Origin of the sequence: Serratia sp. HMSC15F11 (genome assembly GCF_001808215.1) — a bacterium.
Classification (GTDB): Bacteria; Pseudomonadota; Gammaproteobacteria; order Enterobacterales; family Enterobacteriaceae; genus Serratia; species Serratia nevei.
The window spans coordinates 16,396-39,590 of the sequence record NZ_KV792465.1; the positions used below are offsets into that span (position 1 = coordinate 16,396).

The 23,195-nt window shown below is 60.3% G+C and carries 23 protein-coding genes, 1 tRNA gene and 1 pseudogene (1 of these 25 running past the window's edge); 11 read left to right on the forward strand and 14 right to left on the reverse strand.

Annotation, left to right across the window (positions count from 1 at the left end):
* Window positions 1-36: 36 nt before the first annotated feature.
* The 4 genes from HMPREF3138_RS13550 to aspA form a co-directional block, all read right to left on the reverse strand.
* Window positions 37-1,758: a protein-disulfide reductase DsbD gene (locus tag HMPREF3138_RS13550; RefSeq protein ID WP_038879250.1), complete on the reverse strand. Its 1,722-nt coding sequence runs from the start codon at window positions 1,756-1,758 to the stop codon at window positions 37-39.
* Window positions 1,734-2,057 carry a divalent cation tolerance protein CutA gene (gene cutA, locus HMPREF3138_RS13555; protein ID WP_004929657.1) on the reverse strand — a complete coding sequence of 108 codons (324 nt, stop codon included), beginning with the start codon at window positions 2,055-2,057 and terminating at the stop codon, window positions 1,734-1,736. Before cutA ends, HMPREF3138_RS13550 begins: the two co-directional genes overlap by 25 nt.
* A 109-nt stretch (window positions 2,058-2,166) precedes the next feature.
* A complete protein-coding gene (locus HMPREF3138_RS13560; protein WP_038879248.1) occupies window positions 2,167-3,468 on the reverse strand; it encodes an anaerobic C4-dicarboxylate transporter in 1,302 nt (433 codons plus the stop codon).
* 249 nt (window positions 3,469-3,717) lie between these two features.
* Complete coding sequence (aspA, locus tag HMPREF3138_RS13565) at window positions 3,718-5,154, reverse strand: aspartate ammonia-lyase (RefSeq protein WP_004929659.1); 1,437 nt, start codon at window positions 5,152-5,154, stop codon at window positions 3,718-3,720.
* 369 nt (window positions 5,155-5,523) lie between these two features.
* Here aspA and HMPREF3138_RS13570 point away from each other — a divergent pair, with 369 nt between their 5' ends.
* From HMPREF3138_RS13570 to HMPREF3138_RS13585, 4 genes are all read left to right on the forward strand, one after another.
* Window positions 5,524-6,012, forward strand: a complete 489-nt coding sequence (locus tag HMPREF3138_RS13570; protein ID WP_019453406.1) for an FxsA family protein — start codon at window positions 5,524-5,526, stop codon at window positions 6,010-6,012.
* A 189-nt stretch (window positions 6,013-6,201) separates the two neighbouring features.
* Window positions 6,202-6,495 carry a co-chaperone GroES gene (locus HMPREF3138_RS13575; RefSeq protein ID WP_004952634.1) on the forward strand — a complete coding sequence of 98 codons (294 nt, stop codon included), beginning with the start codon at window positions 6,202-6,204 and terminating at the stop codon, window positions 6,493-6,495.
* Between the two features lie 44 nt (window positions 6,496-6,539).
* Window positions 6,540-8,186 carry a chaperonin GroEL gene (gene groL, locus HMPREF3138_RS13580; protein ID WP_004929662.1) on the forward strand — a complete coding sequence of 549 codons (1,647 nt, stop codon included), beginning with the start codon at window positions 6,540-6,542 and terminating at the stop codon, window positions 8,184-8,186.
* 243 nt (window positions 8,187-8,429) lie between these two features.
* Entirely contained in the window at window positions 8,430-8,774 is a 345-nt protein-coding gene (locus HMPREF3138_RS13585; RefSeq protein WP_025305007.1) for a DUF4156 domain-containing protein, read from the forward strand.
* 81 nt (window positions 8,775-8,855) lie between these two features.
* Here the strand turns inward: HMPREF3138_RS13585 and epmB are convergent, their stop codons facing one another.
* The gene (epmB, locus tag HMPREF3138_RS13590; protein WP_033636765.1) at window positions 8,856-9,884 is read right to left on the reverse strand and encodes an EF-P beta-lysylation protein EpmB; all 1,029 of its coding nucleotides are present in this window, start codon (window positions 9,882-9,884) and stop codon (window positions 8,856-8,858) included.
* Window positions 9,885-9,926: 42 nt separating this feature from the next.
* Between epmB and efp the strand changes: the two genes are divergently transcribed.
* From efp to sugE, 4 genes are all read left to right on the forward strand, one after another.
* Window positions 9,927-10,493 carry an elongation factor P gene (efp, locus tag HMPREF3138_RS13595; RefSeq protein WP_004929666.1) on the forward strand — a complete coding sequence of 189 codons (567 nt, stop codon included), beginning with the start codon at window positions 9,927-9,929 and terminating at the stop codon, window positions 10,491-10,493.
* Window positions 10,494-10,563: 70 nt separating this feature from the next.
* On the forward strand, window positions 10,564-10,695 hold the full coding sequence (locus HMPREF3138_RS13600; RefSeq protein WP_038879245.1) for an entericidin A/B family lipoprotein: 132 nt from the start codon (window positions 10,564-10,566) through the stop codon (window positions 10,693-10,695).
* A 121-nt stretch (window positions 10,696-10,816) separates the two neighbouring features.
* Window positions 10,817-10,948, forward strand: coding sequence for an entericidin A/B family lipoprotein (locus tag HMPREF3138_RS13605; protein ID WP_033636766.1), 132 nt, complete (start codon window positions 10,817-10,819; stop codon window positions 10,946-10,948).
* Between the two features lie 192 nt (window positions 10,949-11,140).
* Window positions 11,141-11,458: a quaternary ammonium compound efflux SMR transporter SugE gene (gene sugE / locus HMPREF3138_RS13610; RefSeq protein WP_004929669.1), complete on the forward strand. Its 318-nt coding sequence runs from the start codon at window positions 11,141-11,143 to the stop codon at window positions 11,456-11,458.
* Here sugE and blc read toward each other — a convergent pair.
* The 5 genes from blc to frdA form a co-directional block, all read right to left on the reverse strand.
* Window positions 11,452-11,985, reverse strand: a complete 534-nt coding sequence (gene blc, locus HMPREF3138_RS13615) for an outer membrane lipoprotein Blc (protein WP_038879243.1) — start codon at window positions 11,983-11,985, stop codon at window positions 11,452-11,454. The genes sugE and blc overlap by 7 nt on opposite strands.
* A gap of 84 nt (window positions 11,986-12,069) precedes the next feature.
* Entirely contained in the window at window positions 12,070-12,429 is a 360-nt protein-coding gene (frdD, locus tag HMPREF3138_RS13620; protein WP_004929672.1) for a fumarate reductase subunit FrdD, read from the reverse strand.
* A 12-nt stretch (window positions 12,430-12,441) separates the two neighbouring features.
* Window positions 12,442-12,834 (reverse strand): fumarate reductase subunit FrdC, encoded by a 393-nt coding sequence (frdC, locus tag HMPREF3138_RS13625; RefSeq protein ID WP_038879241.1) that lies wholly within the window; start codon window positions 12,832-12,834, stop codon window positions 12,442-12,444.
* A gap of 15 nt (window positions 12,835-12,849) precedes the next feature.
* A complete protein-coding gene (locus HMPREF3138_RS13630) occupies window positions 12,850-13,584 on the reverse strand; it encodes a succinate dehydrogenase/fumarate reductase iron-sulfur subunit (protein ID WP_033648713.1) in 735 nt (244 codons plus the stop codon).
* Complete coding sequence (gene frdA, locus HMPREF3138_RS13635; RefSeq protein WP_038879239.1) at window positions 13,577-15,373, reverse strand: fumarate reductase (quinol) flavoprotein subunit; 1,797 nt, start codon at window positions 15,371-15,373, stop codon at window positions 13,577-13,579. The genes HMPREF3138_RS13630 and frdA overlap by 8 nt, the downstream gene beginning before the upstream one ends.
* A gap of 385 nt (window positions 15,374-15,758) precedes the next feature.
* Here frdA and epmA point away from each other — a divergent pair, with 385 nt between their 5' ends.
* The gene (gene epmA / locus HMPREF3138_RS13640) at window positions 15,759-16,736 is read left to right on the forward strand and encodes an elongation factor P--(R)-beta-lysine ligase (protein WP_038879236.1); all 978 of its coding nucleotides are present in this window, start codon (window positions 15,759-15,761) and stop codon (window positions 16,734-16,736) included.
* A gap of 68 nt (window positions 16,737-16,804) precedes the next feature.
* Here the strand turns inward: epmA and mscM are convergent, their stop codons facing one another.
* The 3 genes from mscM to rsgA form a co-directional block, all read right to left on the reverse strand.
* Window positions 16,805-20,152: a miniconductance mechanosensitive channel MscM gene (gene mscM / locus HMPREF3138_RS13645; RefSeq protein ID WP_038879233.1), complete on the reverse strand. Its 3,348-nt coding sequence runs from the start codon at window positions 20,150-20,152 to the stop codon at window positions 16,805-16,807.
* Between the two features lie 13 nt (window positions 20,153-20,165).
* Entirely contained in the window at window positions 20,166-21,059 is an 894-nt protein-coding gene (asd, locus tag HMPREF3138_RS13650; RefSeq protein ID WP_038879230.1) for an archaetidylserine decarboxylase, read from the reverse strand.
* Window positions 21,060-21,135: 76 nt separating this feature from the next.
* A complete protein-coding gene (rsgA, locus tag HMPREF3138_RS13655; RefSeq protein WP_038879228.1) occupies window positions 21,136-22,185 on the reverse strand; it encodes a small ribosomal subunit biogenesis GTPase RsgA in 1,050 nt (349 codons plus the stop codon).
* Window positions 22,186-22,425: 240 nt separating this feature from the next.
* Between rsgA and orn the strand changes: the two genes are divergently transcribed.
* A complete protein-coding gene (gene orn, locus HMPREF3138_RS13660; RefSeq protein ID WP_033636776.1) occupies window positions 22,426-22,971 on the forward strand; it encodes an oligoribonuclease in 546 nt (181 codons plus the stop codon).
* Window positions 22,972-23,007: 36 nt separating this feature from the next.
* On the opposite strand, the pseudogene HMPREF3138_RS26840 reads toward orn, so the two are convergent.
* A pseudogene (locus HMPREF3138_RS26840) lies at window positions 23,008-23,195 on the reverse strand (hypothetical protein); the annotation flags it as partial.
* Window positions 23,164-23,195: transfer RNA gene (locus HMPREF3138_RS13665), tRNA-OTHER, on the forward strand (it continues 50 nt past the right edge of the window). The pseudogene HMPREF3138_RS26840 and the gene HMPREF3138_RS13665 overlap by 32 nt on opposite strands.

The following is a 23,195-nucleotide window of genomic DNA, read 5'->3' on the forward strand; positions in this document are numbered from 1 at the left end:
TGCCGCCTAGCTGCAACTCGAAAGCTATAGGGTATATCACATCACTTTCTGCAAATGCGCGTTGAAGGCTTCCGCCTTCATAAAACCGGTGACCCGCTGGGCCGTCAGCTCCTGGCCCGCCGGATCGAAGAACAGGATCGTCGGCAATCCCAGCACCTGCAGATGCTTCAGCAGCGCCGCCTGTTCCGCACCGTTGGCGGTGACGTCCGCCTGCAGCAGCACCGCGTTGGCCAGGCTCGCCTGCACCGCCGCATCGCTGAAGGTGTATTTCTCAAACTCTTTACAGGCCACGCACCAGTCGGCGTACAGGTCCAGCATCACCGGCTTGCCCCGCGCCTGCTGCAGCGCCAGATCTAACTGCTCGACGTTGTTGATGCGGGTAAAAGTCAGGTGCGGCTGAGCCGCCTGCTGCGCCTGATCGGCGCCGAAGGCCCAGTCCTGCAACGGCCGCGCGGCGATCACCGCCGCCGCCAGCAGAAGCAGTTGCAGGACGCGTGCCCAGCCGCGCGCGCTTCTCAGGCTCAGGGCGAAGGCCCAACCGAAGAACGCCAGGCCGAGCAGGCTCCACAGGCGCAGGCCCCACAGATCGCCGATCACCCGCTCCAGCAGGAACACCGGCAGCGCCAGAATGACGAAGCCGAAGGCCTCTTTCACATACTGCATCCACGGGCCGCTGCGCGGCAGCAGGCGGTTGCCGAACAGGGTGACGATCACCAGCGGAATGCCCATCCCCAGCGCGTACAGGTACAGCGTGCCGCCGCCGGCCCACAGGTTACCGCTCTGGGCGATATACAGCAGGATGGCGCTGAGCGGCGCGGTGGTGCAGGGCGAGCAAATCAGCCCGGCCAGGGCGCCCATCAGGAACACGCCGGTCAGCGAGCCGCCGCGCTGGGTGTTGCTCCAGCTCGCCAGCCGGGTTTGCAGCGCCGAGGGCAGCTGCAGGGAATAGAGGCCGAACATCGACAGCGCCAGCGCGATAAACAGCACCGACAGGCCGATCAGCACGTAAGGGTGCTGCAGCGCCGCCTGGAACTGCAGACCGGCGGCGGCCACCACCAGCCCCAGCAGGGTGTAGGTGAGCGCCATGCCCTGCACGTAAACCACCGCCAGCGCCAGAATGCGGCCGCTGCTTTGCGGCCGGTCGCGGCCGAGGATGATGCCGGAGATCAGCGGGTACATCGGCAGCACGCACGGGGTGAAGGCAATGCCGATGCCGATCAGCAGCGCCCACAGCGGCGAGAACGGCAGGCTGGCCGGCGTAGCGGGCTGTTCGGTTGGTGCGGTGTTAACCGCCGGGAGCGGGGCGGCCGTGCCGGCGCTGACCGCGTCCAGCGGGATGATCCGGGTTTCCGGCGGATAGCAGAAGCCGGCCTCGGCGCAGCCCTGATAGGTGACGCTGAGGCTGGCGTTGGCCGCCGCCTGTTGCAGCGGCACCTGCAGATTCAGCTGCTGTTTGAAAATCGCCACTTCGCCGAAGAACTCGTCCCTGTGGCTCAACCCTGCGGGCAGGGTAAAGGCGCCGAGCGTCGCCTGCTGCGGCACCAGTTTGATCTGCTGGCGATACAGGTAGTAGCCGGGGCGGATCTGCCAGTTCAGCGTTACCTGGCTGCCTTGCTGTTTGAAATCGAAGGCGAAGGCCTGATCGACAGGCACGAACTGGCTGCCGCCCTTCGGCGCGAACAGCGAAGCCTGCGCCGCCTGGGGCAGGAAGAACAGGCTGCACAGCAGCAAAATCAGTTTAAGGAAGCGTTGATCCATAACAGGTAGTCTTTATCTCCGGCCATCACCGGCAGCACCAGCAGCTCGGGCGTCTGGTAAGGGTGATGTTGTTTCAGGGTGTCGAGCAGGGCCTGCTGACGGCGGCGATCGCTTTTGAACAGCATCTGCACTTCATATTCCTGTTCCAGTTTCCCTTCCCAGTAATACAGCGAGGTAGCGCCGGGCAGCAGCGTGGCGCAGGCCGCCAGCTTATCGCCCAAGACCCGCGCCGCCAGTTCCTGGGCGCTGGCTTCATCGGGTGCGGTACAGAGTATGACGACAGCTTCGCAATCAGACATCTTCAGCCCTCTCATCGGTTCGAATGGGCACTATACCCTGAAGGCGGATTGGCTAGAAGGCGAGTTTATCGCCAGAAGGAAAACCGGGGCCGCAGCCCCGGTCGAAGCGTTACAGCATGATGCTGCCGAGCAGGAAGCCGAATACCACGGCGAAGATCACGCCCATGGTGCCGGGAATGAAGAACGGATGGTTGAACACGAAGCGGCCGATGCGCGTGGTGCCGGTATCGTCCATCTGCACCGCGGCGACCAGCGTCGGGTAGGTTGGCAGGATGAACAGGCCGGAGACGGCGGCGAAGGAGGCGACGGCGGTCAGCGGCGATACGTTCAGCGCCAGCGCCATCGGCATCAGCGCCTTGGCGGTAGCGGCCTGCGAGTACAGCAGCGCCGAGCAGAAGAAGAAGATCACCGCCAGCAGCCACGGGTGCGCCTGAATGACGCTGCCGGCCGTCTCTTTGATCCAGTCGATGTTGGCCTGCACGAAGGTATCGCCCAGCCAGGCGACGCCGAGGATACAAATACAGGCGCTCATGCCGGCCTTGAAGGTGCTGGAGTTCAGCACCATGTCGGTGTCGACGCGGCACAGCAGGGTGGTCAGCGTGGCGACGCTCAGCATGATGATCAGGATGGCGTTGGTGGTGTTCATCAGCGGCTTGGCCACCAGGCCCAGGCCCGGGCTGTTGATGATGGCGTAGGCGACCACGCACAGCACGCCCAGCAGGAACAGCAGCACCGAGGCTTTGGCGCGCGGTTTGATCGCCAGCGCGTTGTTGCCGCGCAGGGTGATCAGGCCTTCTTCCAGGCGTTTCAGGTACACCGGATCGTTAGACAGTTTGGAGTCGAACAGCCAGGTCACCAGCAGCGACATCACCAGCACGGCGCAGAAGGTGGACGGGATCACCACCATCAGCAGGTGCAGGTAGCTGACGCCGTGGCCTTCCATCACCGAAGACATGTACACCACCGCGGCGGAGATCGGCGAGGCGGTGATGGCGATCTGGGCGGACACCACGGCGGTCGACAGCGGGCGGCAAGGCTTGATGCCCTGTTCTTTCGCCACTTCGGCGATCACCGGCAGCGCCGAGAGCGAGATGTTGCCGGTGCCGGCGAAGATGGTCAGGAAGTAGGTGACGATAGGAGCGAGAATGGTGATGTGCTTGGGGTTCTTGCGCAGCAGCTTTTCGGTCTGCTGCACCAGATAGTCCATCCCCCCAGCGACCTGCATCGCGGAGATCGCCGCGATCACCGCCATGATGATGGAGATGACGTCGAAGGGAATGCTGCCCGGCTTGACGCCGATCAGCGCCAGGACCAGAACGCCCAATCCCCCCGCGAACCCGATACCGATACCGCCCAACCTGGCCCCTAAAAAGATGGCCAGCAGAACGATAACCAATTCCAAGGCTAGCATAGTGTTTACTCCTTAAAATGAGATTTCCCGTCATCCTTGAAACTGCATCGGTGTTGGCTGCGAGCGCTCACCCCAGTCACTTACTTGAGTAAGTTCCTGGGGACTTGCGCGCTTGCCGCCTTGATGCAGTCCCAATGATTTAGGGTGTAAATTGAAAATAAAACGTTAAAATTTTGTGGGCGCCGGAAAGTAAAAAGGCACGCTATCCAGAGGATTTAGCGTGCCTTTCAGGGCTACCGGGTAGGTCTGTTATTGTTCATTTTCATCCGTATAGCGTTTGGCTTTATAGGCCGGGTGCATCAGGTTCTCCACGGAGAAGATGTCATCCAGCTCGGCTTCGGTCAGCAGGCCGCGTTCCAGCACCACTTCACGCACGCTCTTGCCGGTTTCTGCACAGATCTTCCCGACGATGTCACCGTTGTGGTGGCCGATGAACGGGTTCAGATAGGTGACGATACCGATCGAGTTGAAGACGTAGTGTTCGCAGACTTCTTTATTCGCGGTGATGCCGTTAATGCATTTTTCCAGCAGGTTGTAGCAGGCGTTGGTCAGGATGTGGATCGACTCGAACATCGCCTGGCCGATCACCGGCTCCATCACGTTCAGCTGCAGCTGGCCCGCTTCGGCCGCCATGGTAACGCAAGTGTCGTTGCCAATCACCTTGAAACACACCTGATTGACCACTTCCGGCACTACCGGGTTCACTTTGGCCGGCATGATGGACGATCCCGCCTGCAGCTCAGGCAGGTTGATTTCGTTCAGGCCGGCGCGCGGGCCGGAGGAGAGCAGCCGCAGGTCGTTGCAGATTTTGGACAGTTTCACCGCCAGGCGTTTGAGCGCGCTGTGCACCATCACGTAGGCGCCGCAGTCGGAGGTGGCCTCGATCAGGTCTTCCGCCGGCACCACCGGCAGGCCGCTGACTTCCGCCAGTTTTTGCACTGCCAGCGGCTGATAGCCTTCCGGGGTGTTGAGCGCGGTGCCGATGGCGGTGGCGCCCAGGTTCACTTCCAGCAGCAGCTCCGCGGTGCGGTGCAGGTTGCGGGTCTCTTCGTTCAGCAGCACGCTGAAGGCGTGGAACTCCTGGCCGAGGGTCATCGGCACTGCGTCCTGCAGCTGGGTGCGGCCCATTTTCAGGATGGTTTCGAACTCTTTCGCCTTGCGGTCGAAGCCTTCGCGCAGCTGGTTGATGGCATCGATCAGTTTCTGGTTGGAGGCGTACACCGCGATGCGGAACCCGGTCGGGTAGGCGTCGTTGGTGGACTGGCACTTATTGAGGTGATCGTTCGGGTTCAGGTACTGGTATTCGCCTTTTTGGTGGCCCATCAGTTCCAGGCCGATGTTCGCCAGCACTTCGTTGGTGTTCATGTTCAGCGAGGTGCCTGCGCCGCCCTGGAACACGTCCACCGGGAACTGATCCATGCATTTGCCTTTATCCAGCACCTCGTCGCAGGCCTGGATGATCACGTCGGCGATTTTGCGCGGGATGGTTTTGAGTTCTTTGTTGGCCATCGCCGCGGCCTTTTTCACCATCACCATGCCGCGAACGAACTCGGGGACATCGCTGATTTTGCTGTTGCTGATGTAGAAGTTTTCAATCGCACGCAGAGTGTGAACTCCGTAGTAAGCGTCTGCGGGGACTTCACGTGTTCCTAACAGGTCTTCTTCGATACGAATGTTGTTTGACATGAGAACCTTCTCTATGTGTTGCTGCCGAATTAATAATTTGTCAGGTCAAGGCTAGTAAGGGCACAGCCTAAATTAATATTGCCGAAGGCTTGGGGCGTGAAACGATTAACCAAATCGCCCGTTGCTGCCCAGATCATATGCTGGTTGGTAAGAAATGACTGAATCCAGATCACCTTATGGTGTTTAAGGATATGCCCTTTTCCGGTTCTGTGACTTCTTTCACGTTTGTGAACTTTAGCAATAAAAACCGGCTCTCGGTTGAAATGGTGGGGTGACGCCCTCATTGTAATGGTGTCGGCCGTTTACGGCCTCTTTTTTCGCGCCGTCGCCCCGTGGCGGCCGTGCTTTACCTACCGATAGGAGAACCAGGTGCGCTGGTTACCGCTACTGCTGATATTTCTGCTGGCTTACATAGAAATATCCATCTTTATCAAAGTCGCCGCCGTGCTCGGCGTGGCTGTCACCCTGCTGCTGGTGGTGTTCAGCTCCTGCGTCGGCATTTCGCTGGTGCGCAATCAGGGCATGAAAACCTTCGTGCAGATGCAGCAAAAACTGGCGGCCGGCGAAAGCCCGGCGGCGGAAATGGTGAAAAGCGTTTCGCTGGTGCTGGCGGGCTTCCTGCTGCTGATCCCGGGCTTCTTCACCGACTTCCTCGGCCTGTTGCTGCTGCTGCCGCCGGTGCAAAAATCGTTGACGCTGAAGCTGATGCCACATCTGTCGGTTTATCGCCCCGGCGGTTGGACGGGCGGCGACGCCGCTAACGGCAACACCTTCGACGGCGAATTCCAGCGCAAGGACGACGAACGCCCGGTGCTGGAACACCGCCCGGACGAGGAGCGCAAGCCCCACGATCGTTAAGCAAACGCGGCTCAGGCCGCGTTTTTCATCTCTGCAGCATCCGCACGACCAAAAATGCGAAATTTTTTTCGTTAGCCCCCTTGAAGGGGGCTGGAACGCCCCCATCTCAAATCCCACGAGGCCGGTAATAACAACCATCCGGTGTACAACCCTAAATCTGATAGAGACCTTCTTACAGGAGAGCGTTCAATGAGTATTCGTCCATTGCATGACCGCGTTATCGTCAAGCGCAAAGAAGTTGAATCAAAATCTGCTGGCGGCATCGTCCTGACTGGCTCTGCGGCGGGTAAATCCACTCGCGGTGAAGTGGTTGCAGTGGGTAAAGGGCGTGTGCTGGAAAGCGGCAACATCCAACCGCTGGATGTGAAAGTTGGCGATATCGTGATTTTCAACGACGGCTACGGCGTGAAAGCAGAGAAGATCGACAATGAAGAAGTGTTGATCATGTCCGAAAGCGACATTCTGGCAATTGTTGAAGCGTAATTGCGCTTTATCTTCTGAACTGAACGAGTTGAAGGGAAATACCAATGGCAGCTAAAGACGTAAAATTCGGCAATGACGCTCGCGTGAAAATGCTCCGCGGCGTGAATGTTCTCGCTGATGCAGTAAAAGTGACCCTGGGCCCGAAAGGCCGCAACGTAGTGCTGGATAAATCTTTCGGCGCACCGACCATCACCAAAGACGGCGTTTCCGTTGCGCGTGAAATCGAACTGGAAGACAAGTTCGAGAACATGGGCGCACAGATGGTGAAAGAAGTGGCCTCCAAAGCGAACGACGCGGCGGGCGACGGCACCACCACGGCAACCGTACTGGCGCAATCCATCATCACCGAAGGCCTGAAAGCGGTTGCTGCAGGCATGAACCCGATGGATCTGAAGCGCGGCATCGACAAAGCGGTTGTCGCTGCGGTTGAAGAACTGAAAAAACTGTCCGTACCTTGCTCCGATTCCAAAGCTATTGCTCAGGTAGGCACCATCTCCGCCAACTCCGACGAAACCGTGGGTAAACTGATCGCCGAAGCGATGGAGAAAGTGGGCAAAGAAGGCGTTATCACCGTTGAAGAAGGCACCGGCCTGCAAGACGAGCTGGACGTGGTTGAAGGTATGCAGTTCGACCGCGGTTACCTGTCCCCATACTTCATCAACAAGCCGGAAACCGGTTCTGTTGAGCTGGAAAGCCCGTTCATCCTGCTGGCTGACAAAAAGATCTCCAACATCCGCGAAATGCTGCCGGTGCTGGAAGCCGTTGCCAAAGCAGGCAAACCGCTGCTGATCATCGCTGAAGACGTAGAAGGCGAAGCGCTGGCGACCCTGGTGGTCAACACCATGCGCGGCATCGTGAAAGTGGCTGCCGTTAAGGCGCCTGGCTTCGGCGACCGCCGTAAAGCCATGCTGCAGGACATCGCGACCCTGACTGCCGGTACCGTTATCTCTGAAGAGATCGGTCTGGAGCTGGAAAAAGCCACCCTGGAAGACCTGGGCCAGGCAAAACGCGTTGTGATCAACAAAGACACCACCATCATCATCGATGGCGTGGGCGACGAAGCGACCATCCAGGGCCGCGTTGCTCAAATTCGTCAGCAGATCGAAGAAGCGACCTCTGACTACGATCGTGAAAAACTGCAGGAGCGCGTAGCGAAACTGGCCGGCGGCGTTGCCGTTATCAAGGTTGGCGCAGCCACTGAAGTTGAAATGAAAGAGAAGAAAGCCCGCGTTGAAGACGCCCTGCACGCGACCCGCGCTGCAGTGGAAGAAGGCGTGGTGGCCGGCGGTGGCGTAGCGCTGATCCGCGTTGCAGGCAAAATCGCCGCGCTGAAAGGCGACAACGAAGACCAGAACGTGGGTATCAAAGTTGCGCTGCGCGCAATGGAAGCCCCTCTGCGTCAGATCGTGGTCAACGCCGGTGAAGAAGCTTCCGTTATCGCCAACCAGGTGAAAGCGGGCGAAGGCAGCTACGGCTATAACGCTTACTCTGAAGAATACGGCGACATGATCGCGATGGGTATCCTGGATCCAACCAAAGTGACCCGTTCTGCTCTGCAGTACGCGGCTTCCGTGGCTGGCCTGATGATCACCACCGAATGCATGGTCACCGACCTGCCGAAGGCTGACGCACCGGATCTGGGCGCAGCAGGCGGCATGGGTGGCATGGGCGGCATGGGCGGCATGATGTAATCATCCCCCACACGCTTGTGTGCTGAGAACCCCGGTCAAACGACCGGGGTTTTTTTATGCCTGCGCGCCGCCGCACTGTATTTGATGATATTTTTGCCGCCCGGGGCAATTTAGCTGGTAAACTGGTAAGTCATCAGCTGTCGCTCAAGACGTTGGCCCGCTCGCGTGGCAACGGATGCTTAAGAGATGGCATCGCTTTCTGATAAGCTTTTGCGTAATTCTCAACATCGAATGGGGAACAAGATGCGGATTAAAGCCTTACTGGGTCTCTCGGCAGCGATGCTGCTGGCGGGTTGCAGCACCACTCATGAACTGACCGCTGCGGGTCAGCAGATCAAGTTCACCGACAGCAAGCCGGCGGCGGAATGCCAGCTGCTGGGGGAAGTGACCGGCACTCAGAGCAACTGGCTGTCCGGCAACGGCGGTGAAGGCAGCTCCATGCGCGGTGCGGCCAACGATCTGCGCAACAAGGCGGCGGCCATGGGCGGCAACGTGATCTACGGCGCCAACAGCCCGAGCCAGAATCTGCTGTCCAGCTTCGCACCGCTGGACAGCAAAATGGTCGGCCAGGTTTACAAGTGCCCGTAAGGCGCTGAGGCCGCAGCCGCAAAGAGATAAAAAAGAGGAATGCCACGGCATTCCTCTTTTCGTTGGGGGACTTGGCGTGCGTCACTCCTGCATCAGGCGCAGATCGATCGGCGTTTTGCTCGGTTCGCCGCCCACTTCGCGCGTCAGGCGCGGCACCAGATAACCGGACACCTTGCTCAGCAGCGCCTGCATGATGGCGCGCGCTTCATCGTCGCTGACCATGAAGTGCGCCGCGCCCTGCACCTTGTCCAGCACGTGGATGTAGTAAGGCAGGATACCGGCGTCGAACAGCGCGTTGCTGAGCGCCGCCAGCGTGTCGGCATCGTCGTTGACGTCGCGCAGCAGCACGCTCTGGTTGAGCAGCGTGACGCCGGCGAGGCGCAGCTGCGCCATAGCGCTTTGCAGGTCGCGGTCAATTTCGTTGGCGTGGTTGATGTGCGTGACCATCAGCACCTGCAGGCGCGAGGCCGACAGCAGGCGGCACAGCGCCGGCGTGATGCGCGCCGGGATCACCACCGGCAAACGGGTGTGAATGCGCAGGCGTTTCAGGTGCGGGATGGCCTCCAGCTCACCGACCAGCCATTCCAGCTCGCTGTCTTTGGCCATCAGCGGATCGCCGCCGGAAAAAATGATCTCGTCCAGTTCCGGGTGTTGGCGGATATAATCCAGTGCCTGCCGCCAGTTGTTCTTATTGCCCTGATTATCCTGATAGGGGAAGTGGCGGCGGAAACAGTAACGGCAGTTGACTGCACAGCCGCCCTTGACCAGCAGCAGTGCGCGATTGCGGTATTTGTGCAGCAGGCCCGGCACCACGCTACGCTGCTCATCGAGCGGATCGGTGGTGAACCCTGGGGCGTTGATGAACTCCTCTCTGGCGGTCAGCACCTGGCGCAGCAGCGGGTCGTTGGCATCCCCGGGGCGCATGCGCGCAGCGAAGGCGCGCGGCACGCGCAGGGCGAACAGCCGGCGGGCATCGCGCCCCTGCGGCAGTTCCGGGTGCGTATTCAGTGACAAAAGCTGCAGTAATTCATCAGGATCGGTAATAACATCGGCGAGTTGATGCAACCAATCTTCTCTATGTGCCGTACTTTGGGTTATAATGTGTGCCATTTTTTTGGCTAAGCTACCAGTTCAAATATTCAGAGGGCCATCATGGCGACTTATTCTAGCAACGATTTCCGTCCGGGTCTTAAAATCATGTTCGAGGGCGAACCTTACGCCGTCGAAGCCAGTGAGTTCGTTAAGCCGGGCAAAGGCCAGGCGTTTGCACGCGTGAAAATGCGTCGTCTGCTGACCGGCACCCGCGTGGAAAAAACCTTCAAGTCTACCGATTCTTGCGAAGGCGCAGACGTGATGGACACCAACATGAACTACCTGTACAGCGACGGTGAGTTCTACCACTTCATGCACCCTGAGTCTTTCGAACAGCATCAGGTTGACGGCAAAACCGTAGGCGATGCGGCCAAATGGCTGCAGGACAACGCAGAGTGCATCATCACCCTGTGGGATGGCCGTCCAATCGCCGTTCAGCCGCCGAACTTCATCGAAGCGGAAATCACCGATACCGATCCGGGCCTGAAAGGCGATACCGCAGGGACTGGCGGCAAGCCGGCTACCCTGAGCACCGGCGCCGTGGTTAAAGTGCCGTTGTTCGTCCAGATCGGCGAAGTGATCAAAGTTGACACTCGCTCTGGCGAATACGTCTCTCGCGTTAAATAAGTTTCAAAGCAGAGGAACCCTCGCGGTTCCTCTGTTTTATCCTATCCCCGTTCGTTGGCAGAAAACCCGCATGTTCAAGAAAACGTTGTTGGCCGTGCTCTCCCTGTTGTTCCTTTTCTCCCTTAGCAGTTGCAATACGTTTCGCGGTTTCGGCGAAGACGTTCAGCATCTCGGCGGCGCCATCTCCCGCACGGCCGGCTGATCCCACCCTTTAACCCGATGTATTTGCGTCACAAAGCCGGTGGCGATCCCACTCCCTGCGCCAATTTTGACTAAGCTTAGAAAGCCGTACTTTTTCATCAACGACAAATAAGGACTTTCTTATGCTGAAGAAAAGTATTATCGCGATCTTCTCTTTGATGATTTTGACCTCGTTGACCGCCTGTAACACCACCCGCGGTGTGGGTGAGGACATTCAGGCCGGCGGCAAGGCCATTCAGCGCAGCGCGGAATAATCCGTTCTCCACCCGGCGGCGTTCCGCGCGCGGAGGGCCGCCGCATTTCCTCCTCTTGCCTGAGCGTTAACGCTGCTGCTATCCTGCCGCAGTGCGGGTGAGGTTACCCGCCGTTCATCACCCCGCTGAACGGGACGACCCGTTTACGCGTCATTATATCGGGGACGACCCCAGTGGTAGGGAGGCCGTCTCATGGCCTGGATTATTCTGCTTATCGCCGGTTTGCTCGAAGTGGTTTGGGCTATCGGTCTGAAATACACCCACGGTTTTACCCGGCTGACGCCGAGCATCATCACCATCGCCGCGATGGTGGTCAGCATGTTGCTGTTGGCCAACGCCATGAAAACGCTGCCCGCCGGCACCGCCTATGCGGTGTGGACCGGCATCGGCGCGGTGGGCGCGGCCATCATGGGCATGGTGCTGTTGGGCGAGTCGACCAATATCGCGCGTATCATCAGCCTGTGCCTGATCGTGGTCGGCATCCTCGGGCTGAAGTTCAGCAGTCACTGATCGGCGGACTGTTGCACCCAGATCAGCGCATCGGTGGCGAAACCGTAGCCCTTGGCCGTCTGCAATAAGCTGTCGCGTACGCCGGCGTCAAGCGTCGGGGTGCGCGACAGGATCCACAGATAGTCGCGGTTTGGGCCGCACACCAGCGCGTAGCGGTAGTCCGGGTCCAGGGCAATCACGTTATAGCCGCCGTAGAAGGGGCCGAAGAACGACACTTTCAGCGCCGCGACCTGCGGTGAACCGATAAAGTAGGCTTTGCCTTCGCTTTCTTGCCATTGCTGTTTCTGCGGATTGAAGCCGCGATTGATGACTTTCAGCCCGCCGTCGGCGCGTGGGCTGTAGTGGGCGGTCACCTGCTGCAAACCGCGTTCAAAACGATGATCCAGACGCGCGATTTCGTACCAGGTGCCGAGATAACGCTGACTGTCGAAAGGGGTCACGACCTTGATGTCTTTAGGCGGGGAGACGCTGCAGGCGACGGAGAGCAGGGCGGAAAGCATGACGCTAAGCTTTGACCATAAACGCATCGGTGACTCCTGTTTACCGGGGACGAGTAGACAGTGTAGCCGATGAGAAAAGGGCGGCCAACGGGCGTTGGCCGCCTGAGCGGTTTACAGGGTGACGACGCCGATAACGGTGACCACGCTGAGGATCGCCGCCAGACCGTAGAACACCCATTTGCCGGCCGGTACGTGGATCTTCAGATCGTGCATCGCATGGTGGATGCGGTGCAGGCCGCACCACAGCGGCAGAATGATCATCAGCAGCAGGAACAGGCGGCCGATCAGGCTCTGGCAGAATGCCAGCACGCGTTCGTAACCCAGTGCTTCACCGGGGAACAGCCCCAATGGCAGCAGAATGCCGACCAGCAGCACGATGGCCGGTGCAACGATCGCGCCCCACATGCCGCCGGCGCCGAACAATCCCCAGAAAACCGGCTCGTCGGAGCGTTTAGGTGCTTGATTTATCATGTTTCCTCCGGATTAGATCAGGGCCACGGCCAGGATGACCACGCTGACGACGACCGTGACGGCCCACAGCCCTTTCACGATGGGGCCCGGCCCCATTTTCTCGCTGTTGACCACGATATTGGCGGCCTTCGGCGCCAGATCGAACCAGGTTTTGGTGTGCAGCGCCGCCGCCAGCAGGGCGACGACGTTGATCAACAGCACCAGCGGGTTCTGCAAGAAGCCGACGAAGCCGGCCCAGCTCTCGGCGCCGCCCTTCAGCGCGAACACGCCGTAGAGCAGCACGATGCTGAACCAGACCGCCAGCACCGAGGTGCCTTCACGCAGCATGTAGAAACGGTAGAAGCCGAGCTTTTGCCACCAGGTGGGCGTCATGGTGCGCACATAGGGCTTACGTTGAGTTGTCATGGCAATTTTTCTCCCTTATTGCGGCTTCAGCATGGCGATCATGAAGTCTTTGGCGCTCTCCACCTTGCCCTGCTGGATGGCGGCGGCGGGATCGACGTGTTTCGGACAGACTTCGGAGCAATAGCCGACGAAGGTGCAGCTCCAGACGCCGTTTTGGCCGTTAAGCTGCGGCATGCGCTGTTTCTTGCCGTGGTCGCGGTTGTCCAGGTTGTAGCGGTGTGCCAGCGTGATCGCCGCCGGGCCGATAAACTCGGGATTGAGGCCGAACTGCGGGCACGCGGCGTAGCACAGGCCGCAGTTGATGCAGCCGGAGAACTGGTGATACTTGGCCATCTGCGCCGGGGTCTGCACGTTCGGGCCGTCTTCCGGTTTGCGATCGTTGCCGATGATGTAAGGCTTGATCGCCTCCAGGCTTTCGATGAAGTGGGTCATGTCGACCACCAGATCGCGCTCGATCGGGAAGTTGCCCAGCGCTTCGACCTTCATGCCGCCGACGTAATCGCGCAGGAAGGTTTTGCACGCCAGCTTCGGCACGCGGTTGACCATCATGCCGCAGGAGCCGCAGATCGCCATGCGGCAGGACCAGCGGTAGGAGAGATCCGGCGCCAGGTTGTCCTTGATGTAGCCCAGCGCGTCGAGCAGCGAGGTCTGTTCGTCGTAAGGCACGGCGTAGGTGACGAAATGCGGCTCGGCGTCGCTTTCCGGGTTATAGCGCATGACTTCGATCTTCAGGGTTTGCATCTCAGCCATTTGCCTGCTCCTTATTCTTTTTCTCCTGCGCTTCGGCTTCTGCGCCGTAGACGCGTTTGGCCGGCGGCAGCTTGGTGATTTTCACGTCGCTGTATTCGAGGCGTGGCGCACCCTGCGGGTTATGGAACGCCAGCGTATGCTTGAGGAAGTTGACATCGTCACGCTCGGTGCAGCCTTCGTCCAGGCGCTGGTGAGCGCCGCGCGACTCTTTGCGGTTAAACGCGGAGTGCGCCATGCATTCAGCGACGTCCAGGCCGTAACCCAGCTCGATGGTGTACAGCAGATCGGTATTGAACACGCTGGAGTTGTCGGTGATGTTGACGCGCTTGAAGCGCTCTTTCAGCTCCGCCAGCTTATCGATGGTTTTTTGCATCAGCTCCGGCGTGCGGTAGATGCCGCAGCCTTCTTCCATCGACAGCCCCATTTCGTCGCGGATCTTCGCCCAGTTTTCGTTGCCTTCCTGCTTCATCAGGTTGCTCAGGCGGGTTTCGACGTCGCGGGTTTGCGCATCCAGCGCGCTGCCGTTGGCCGGCGCGGTTTCCAGCGCGCGGCGGGCCGCTTGCTCACCGGCGACGCGGCCGAACACCACCAGTTCTGCCAGCGAGTTGGAGCCGAGACGGTTGGCGCCGTGCAGGCCGACGGAGGAGCATTCGCCGACCGCGAACAGCCCCTTGATGCGGGTTTCGCAGTTCTGGTCGGTTTCAATGCCGCCCATGGTGTAGTGTGCGGTAGGGCGCACCGGGATCGGATCTTTCACCGGGTCGACGCCGACGTAGGCCTTGGCCAGTTCGCAGATGAACGGCAGCCGCTCCAGCAGCTTTTTCTCGCCCAGGTGGCGCAGATCGAGATAGACCACGTCGCCGCGCGGGGTGGCGATGGTGCGGCCGGCGCGCCATTCGTGCCAGAAGGCCTGGGACACTTTGTCGCGCGGGCCCAGCTCCATGTATTTGTTCTTCGGCTCGCCCAGTGGGGTTTCCGGGCCCATGCCGTAATCTTGCAGGTAACGGTAGCCGTCCTTGTTCACCAGGATGCCGCCTTCGCCGCGGCAGCCCTCGGTCATCAGGATGCCGGAACCGGGCAGGCCGGTCGGGTGATACTGCACGAACTCCATGTCGCGCAGCGGCACGCCGTGGTGGAACGCCATGCCCATGCCGTCGCCGGTAACGATGCCGCCGTTGGTGTTGTAGCGGTAGACACGCCCGGCGCCGCCGGTGGCCATCACCACCGCGTTGGCGCGGATCTGCACGCGGGTGCCTTCCATCATGTTGAGCGCCACCAGGCCGCGCGCCTGGCCGTCATCCACCAGGATATCCAGCACGAAGTGCTCGTCGAAGCGTTGGATCTGCGGGTATTTCAGCGAGGTCTGGAACAGGGTGTGCAGCATGTGGAAGCCGGTCTTGTCGGCGGCGAACCAGGTGCGTTCGATCTTCATGCCGCCGAAGCGCCGCACGTTGACCGAACCGTCCGGTTTGCGGCTCCACGGGCAGCCCCACTGCTCGAGCTGGGTCATCTCGCGCGGGCACTGATGCACGAAGTGATCGACCACGTCCTGTTCGCACAGCCAGTCGCCGCCGGCGACGGTGTCGTGGAAGTGGTAGTCGAAGGTATCGTGATCCTGAGTGACGGCGGCGGAGCCCCCCTCGGCGGCGACCGTGTGGCTGCGCATCGGGTAGACCTTAGAGATCAGCGCGATTTTCAGTTGGGGATTGGCTTCCGCTGCGGCTATTGCTGCACGTAAACCAGCGCCCCCGGCCCCAATAATGGCAAGATCGGCGTTAAAGGTTTGCACTGCATTCCTCCAATGTTCTTATTAAGAACGGCAAGTTAAATATCTATGCTTAAAATTTAGCGAACTCTTCGGGTGCTAACTAATTGAACCGATTAATGTTGCTTAAAGGTTAAGGATAGATATCTCCCACCAATAATGGGGAATTAACTATACCTAAAGTTAAGTAGTCGAAATTTGATGTGATCGATTGTTTTGTCGATTAACGCTCGACCAACAGGCTTGCCTGCCTTTTCGCGTGTTCGGCGTGCTTTACCCTTTTTAACGCGCTTTTGCCGCCTATTTATCGGAAATTGGCGTTATGGCCGGTTGTGTATCGTGAAGAATTTGTTTGGCTGCAAGGATGCGAGTAGACTGCATCCCCTGTTTGATTTCGGAGTTAATTACCATGAGCGAAACGGCAAGCTGGCAGCCTAGTACACCCATCGCCAATTTGTTGAAACGCGCAGCGATTCTGGCTGAGATCCGGCGTTTCTTCGCCGATCGTGGCGTGCTGGAAGTTGAGACGCCCACCATGAGCCAGGCGACGGTCACCGACGTTCACCTGTTCCCGTTCGAGACGCGTTTCGTCGGGCCGGGGGCGGCAGAGGGCCTGACGCTATACATGATGACCAGCCCGGAATATCACATGAAGCGCCTGCTGGCGGCGGGCAGCGGCCCGATCTACCAAATGGGGCGTAGCTTCCGCAATGAAGAAGCCGGGCGACATCACAACCCGGAATTCACCATGCTGGAGTGGTACCGTCCGCACTACGACATGTACCGCCTGATGAACGAAGTGGACGATCTGCTGCAACAGGTGCTGGACTGCGAGAGCGCGGAGACCCTGTCTTATCAGCAGGCCTTCCTGCGCCATCTGGACATCGATCCGCTGTCGGCGGAGAAGGCGCAGCTGCGCGAAGCGGCGGCCAAACTCGACTTGAGCAACATCGCCGATACCGAAGAAGATCGCGATACGCTGCTGCAGCTGCTGTTCACCGTGGGCGTGGAGCCGCATATCGGCCGTGAAAAGCCGGCGTTCGTTTACCACTTCCCGGCCAGCCAGGCGGCGTTGGCGGAGATCAGCACCGAGGACCACCGCGTGGCGGAGCGTTTTGAGGTGTACTTCAAGGGCATCGAGCTGGCGAACGGTTTCCGCGAGCTGACCGACGGCCGTGAACAGCAGCAGCGCTTCGAGCAGGACAACCGTAAGCGCGCGGAGCGCGGCCTGCCGCAGCAGCCGATCGACTATAACCTGCTGGCGGCGTTGCAGCACGGCATGCCGGAGTGTTCCGGCGTGGCGCTGGGCGTGGATCGCCTGGTGATGCTGGCGCTGGGCGCCGAGAGCCTGAGCGACGTGTTGGCCTTCCCGGTCGGGATCGCCTGACGTTTCAGGCGGTAAGAAAAGCAAAAAGGGCCGGCATTTGCCGGCCCTTTTTTTATCGCGAGAACCGCTTACAGGCCCCCGGCGTCGCGCTTGGTGTTCGGCGCCGGCGTAGACGGCGGCGTACGGCCGTTGTTGGTCAGCCGCGACAGCGTCTCGGTGCGCACCTGGAACGGCGGGTACGGCAGCGTGATGCCGTGCTCGCGGTAGCCCGCCAGAATCAACTGGTGGATCTCGTGGCGCAGCGGCATGCGGTGGCCCATCTCGGCGGCGTAAATACGCATCTCGAAGATCTGGATACCTTGCTGCAGATCGACCAGGTAAACCTCCGGCGCCGGGTTATCCAGCACCAGCGAGCAGCGTTCGGCGGCGTTCATCAGGATCTTGGTCACCTCTTCGCTGTTGGCTTCGCCCGGTGCCGGCACGGTCAGCACCACACGGGTCAGGTTATCCGACAGCGACCAGTTGACGAACTGTTCGGTGATGAAGGCTTTGTTCGGCACGATGATCTCTTTGCGGTCCCAATCCGAAATGGTGGTGGCGCGGGTGTTGATCTTGGTGACGGTGCCGGTCAGGTTGCGGATCGTCACGGTGTCGCCGATGCGGATCGGTTTCTCGAACAGGATGATCAGGCCGGAGATGAAGTTGGAGAAGATCTCCTGCATGCCGAAGCCCAACCCCAGGCTGAGTGCGGTAACCACCCACTGCAGTTTCGACCATTCGATGCCGATCCAGGCGAAGCTGAGCACCGCGCCGAACAGCAGTAGCAGATACTTGGTGATGGTGGTGATGGCGTAGCCGGTGCCCGGCGTCAGATCCAGGTGCTGCAGCACCGCCAGCTCCAGCAGCGCAGGCAGGTTGCGCACCAGCTGCATGGTGATGATCAACACCAGAATGGCAATCAGTACCGCGCCGAGGGTGATCGGATGGGCGGTTTCCACGCCGTTGACCGTCGAGGTCACGTCCCACAGCGAGATGTTTTCCAGGAAGGCGAACGCGGAGTGGATCTCCGACCACAGCACGATCACCGACACCAGTGCGATCAGCGTCAGGATCGAACGCACCAGCCGCAGCGACTGGGCGCTGATGGTGTCCAGATCGAATTCCGAATCGTCTGGATCGATGGATCCTTCGGTGCTGTTCGGGGTGTGCGAAGTTTCGTCTTCGCCGCGGGCGCGCTGGGCCAGGATGTCGGCACGGCGCTGTTTGGCGCGATCGAAGGCGATGCGCCGCCGCTGGATCAGCATCCAACGGCGGATGATGTGATAGACAACCAGCAGCAGGAACCAGATCGCCACCGAGGTTTCCAGGCGCGCCAACAGCGCCTGCGCGGTGGTGAGGTAACCGACGGTCGAGGCCAACGCCGCCAGCAGCGGCGCCGACAGTAGCAGCCCCCAGAAGGCGCTGTTGAGCATGTTGTCGCCGGAGCCGTTTTTATCCAGATACAGCGGGATGCCGGCGCGCTTCAGGCTGTGGGTGACCAGCGCCAGCGCCAGACACAGCAGGATGAAGCACAGCCGCCCCAGGGTGTTGGCGAACTCGCGCTCTTTCAGGCTATCGAAGGTGATCAGCGCCATGATCAGCGGCACGATCAGCCAGATCGACATCTTGTAGTAGCGCATGGCGCGCGAAACCTGCTTCGCCGGCCAGCGGAAGTGCACGATGAACAACCCTTGCGGATGGGCGAAAGCGGCGCAGATCATGCAGATCCACAGGATCGGCAGCGTGGCGGTCACCCCTTTGCCGATCGCCTCCGCCACCGGGTAGTTCCAGGCGCTCTGCAGGCCGTAGCCGAGCGCGGCCCACAGCACCGGCAGCGGCATCGCCACCAGAATCGACCAGAACACGGTGCGCACCGTCAGGAAGAATTCGTCCTGCGTCACCTTGCCGACGCGGCTGCTGGCGCGCTCGAGGAAGGCGTGATAGTGCTTGCGCGAACTGATGCTGAAAATCACCAGCAGCAGGGCGCCGAAGATCGGGATCAACGTTTCGCGGCTGGTCACCATCATCATGAAAGCACCGCCGAGCTGCGACAGCGTGTCCAGCGACAGGACGCGCGTCAGATCGTGCGCCACATTGAGCGGGTAAGAGAAGTTGATCGGATTGACGTCCGGCACCCAGAACAGATAGCGGTGGGTGGCATCGCGAATTTCGTTCAACGCTTCGATCAGCTGGGTGTTGGCCACCTTCAGCTTGGTCAGCTCGAGGATTTGGGTGTCGCAACCGGACAGCAGCGAGTTCAGCAGCTCGCGCTGGGTGCGCAGCTGGGCATCGACGATGCGCTGCTCCTGGTTGGTCAGCGCGCTGCCGTCGTCGCGTTTGAATTCGCGCTGCGACAGTTTTTCCAGCTGGTTTTCAAACTGCAGGCGCTGCACGCGCAGCTGGGCCATGTCGCCGTCCAGCTGTTGCGGCTTGGGCATCTCCGGCAGCGTCGCCACCTGGGCGCGCAGGGTTTCCCCCAGCGCCGACGACGAGCCGAGCCACTGGGCCTGTTCGATGATGGTGCTCAGCGCCTGGCGCACCTGCAGCGTCTGCGCCGCCGCCTGCCGCTGCTGCGACGAAATCAGATCCATGCGCTGCGCCTGGCTGTTCAGCGCGGCGGACAATTCGCGGTTGATCTGCAGCTGTTGGCTGATGCTTTTTGGCAAGTCGCCGTTCTGCTCGGCCAACTGCTCGGTTTTTTCCAGCGCCAGTTCCGCTTCGCGTTGGCGCTGGGCGTTGAGGTTGTTGCGCAGCGCCTGCAGCTGAACGTCTATTTTCTCGTGGCGCTTTTTATAGACCTCTGCGCGCATGCGCGCCAGCTCCTGACGGTTGTTGGCCGACAGCTGCGCCAGCTCCAGCTCGTCCACTTTGGCTTTGCGCGCCGCGGCTTCGGTCTGCAGCAGGGCCAGGGCGGCCTGCGCGTACGGGGTGGTCGGGTTGGCGGGCTGCGCCTGCAGACGGCGCTGCACTTCGGTCAGCGCGCGGCGGGCATCGGTCTGCTGCTGCGGCAGCTGGCCGAGCGAATCGCTGATTTCCCGCGTGCGATCCTGCTCTTGCTGCAGCAGGCGCGCCTGTTCCAGCAGCAGACTGCTGGTTTGCAGGATCTGCTGTTCCAGCTCGGCGGCCGGCAGATCGTCGCCGTTCGGCAGGATCTTGTTGCTTTCCAGCACCAACTGACGGCGCAGCTCCTGCGTCATCTTAGGGAAATCGTCGATCACCTTCTGATACTGTTCGGAGCGAGTCTGCGACTCTTTACGCTCCGTCAGCCAGTTGAGGGCGCTTTGCAGCGCCTCGGTGGTCTCCGCCTGATTCGGCGCGTTTTTGCTGCTTTCCGCCTGCTTCAGCTCCTGTTTGAGCTGGTTCTCGGTCGGCACGGGGGCGGCCAGCGCCGGTTGCCACACCAGGCAACCGAGCAAAAGCGTGATGAAAAGGCGCACGGCGTCGATTCCTTTAGAGCGGGGTCTGTGGTGTTTCAGCGGCGGCCGGGATTTCGGCGAAGGCCTCACCCATACGGGTTACGGTGCCGTTATGCAGCTGCGGCGCGAACTGCACGCTGCCTGCGGTAAACAGGTTGATCACCGTGGAGCCGAGTTTGAAGCGGCCCATCTCGGCGCCTTTTTCCAGCGCGATGGCGCCTTCTTCACCGGCGGCTGGGTAGGTCCAGCGTTTGATGATGCCTTCGCGCGGCGGCGTGACGGTGCCGGCCCAGACGGTCTCGATGCTGCCGACGATGGTGGCGCCGACCAGGATTTGCACCATCGGCCCGATGTCGGTGTCGAACACGCAGATCACGCGCTCGTTGCGCGCGAACAGGTTAGGCACGTTGGCGGCGGTGAGCGGGTTGACCGAGAACAGATCGCCCGGCACATAGATCATCTCGCGCAGCACGCCGGCGCACGGCATGTGCACGCGGTGGTAGTCGCGCGGCGCCAGATAGGTGGTGGCGAACAGGCCGTTGCGGAATGGCTCGGCCAGCAGGTAGTTGCCGGCCAGCAGCGCTTCCAGGCTGTAGTAGTGGCCTTTGGCCTGGAAGATTTGATCGTCGCGGATCGGGCCGAGCTGGCTGATCGCGCCATCGGCAGGCAGCGCCAGCCAGTTGGCGTCGGCGACGATCGGGCGCGCGCCGTCGCGCAGCGGGCGCACGAAGAAGTCGTTGAAGGTGGCGTAAGACGCCAGGTCCGGATTTTGCGCTTCCTGCATGTCTACGCGGTAAAAGCGGGCAAAGGCCTTGACCACCAGTTGGGTCAGCCAGCCGGCCCGTTTGTCGGCGCCCCAGCCCGCCAGGCGGGTCAGCGCCAGCTTCGGCAACCAATATTGCAATTTAATCTTGATGCTATCCAGCACGTTAACCTCGTGAATCAGGGTAAAGGGCGCGCATTGTAACGAGGGTTCCGCCGTCGTCAATTCCCGCCCATCAGTGTCAGTCTGCGGCGTCCGTGAAGTTCTTGCGAACCTTCACCTGCGCCATGCTTTCCAGAATGCGGTGATAGTTGTCGAAACGTTCTTCCGCGATATCGCCTTTCTCCATCGCCGCGCGGATGGCGCAGCCGGGATCGGTATCGTGGCGGCAGTCGCGGAATTTGCAACCGCCTAAATAATCACGGAATTCGACAAATCCGCGGGTAATTTGTTCCGGCTCCAGATGCCACAGGCCAAACTCGCGCACCCCCGGGGAGTCGATCACGTCGCCGCCGTGTTGGAAATGGTACAGCCGTGCGGCGGTGGTGGTATGTTGCCCGAGGCCCGAGACGTCGGAAACCTGATTTACCAGAATTTGCTCATCAGACGGCGGCAGCAGCGCGTTAAGCAGGCTGGACTTGCCGACCCCCGACTGGCCGGCGAAGATGCTGATGCGCCCGGCCAGCGCCTGTTCGAACTCCGCCATGCCTTCCCGCGTCTGGCTGGAAACTTCCAGCACCCGGTAGCCAATCTTGCGATAGATATCCATCATGCCGTCGACCAGCTTGCGCGCTTCGGCGTCCAGCAGGTCAATTTTGTTGAGCACGATCAGCGGTTCGACTTCGAGCGTTTCGCAGGCCACCAGATAACGATCGATGATGTTCAGCGACAGCTCGGGCAGGATCGCCGACACGATGACGATCTGATTGATATTGGCGGCGATTGGCTTCACGCCGTCGTAGAAGTCCGGGCGCGTCAGCACCGAGGTGCGTTCATGCACCGCTTCCACGATGCCCTTCACCCCTTCATGGGTGCCCAGGCCGGGGCGCCACACCACGCGATCGCCGGTGACCAGCGATCGCAGCGTGCGGCGGATGTTGCAGCGGTGCTGAGTGCCATCCGGCGCCTCAACGTCGGCGTGCATGCCGAAACGGCTGATGACGACGCCTTCTTGCGGCTCGCCCAGTTGGGAATCATCCGGTTCCGGTTTGTTATCAGTGCGCTTCAGGCGACGCTGATGGTTCGCCTGCACGCGGCGTTGCTGGCCTTTGGACAGTTTGTTCTTACTCACTGCGCCTCACTTGACTCGGTTTTATACCTTTACACGTACGGCGGCGGTAGGGGATTTCCCCGGCCGCAGCCTTGAACCCATCGGGGTATATGTCGCCCAGGGCGACCAAAAAGACTATGATACACGCTATTTTATATTAAATAACCGTTGTTAGCCGCCGGCTGCGGCGCGTCGCCACCGGCGGCGCCCGCCGTCTCGTCCGCACAGCGTTTTTCTCTCGGCTTTTAGGCAGGAAACATCATGACAGGAAACGAAAATAACCTGATTTGGATCGATTTGGAGATGACCGGGTTGGATCCCGAGCGTGACCGCATTATCGAAATCGCCACGCTGGTCACCGACGCCAACCTGAACATCCTGGCGGAAGGGCCGGTGATCGCCGTGCACCAATCCGACGAGCAGCTGGCCTTGATGGACGAGTGGAATGTGCGCACCCATACCGGTAGCGGGCTGGTGGAGCGGGTGAAAGCCAGCCGCCAGGACGATCGCGCCGCCGAGCTGGAAACGATAGCCTTCCTGCAGCAGTGGGTGCCGGCCGGCAAATCGCCGATCTGCGGCAACAGCGTGGGCCAGGACCGCCGTTTCCTGTTTCGCTACATGCCGGAGCTGGAGGCTTACTTCCATTACCGCTATCTGGACGTCAGCACCTTGAAGGAACTGGCGCGCCGTTGGAAGCCGGAAATTCTCGCCGGCTTTAAGAAGCAGGGCACCCATCAGGCGCTGGACGACATCCGCGAATCGGTGGCCGAACTGGCTTATTACCGCGAACATTTCATTCAGCTTTAAGGCGATGTCGGCCCCTGCGGGGAAAAAACGCCGTTTTTAGCCGCTTAATTCGCCAATCTGGCGCTTTAATCGGCAATCAAACAAAAATCGCGTTTTTTTGCTTTCAGGGGCTTGCGACAAAAAGGATTTCTCGTATAATGCGCACCCCGTACCGATGAAGAATTTCGTAACGTTCCACCATCGATACGCCGGGCGGGAATAGCTCAGTTGGTAGAGCACGACCT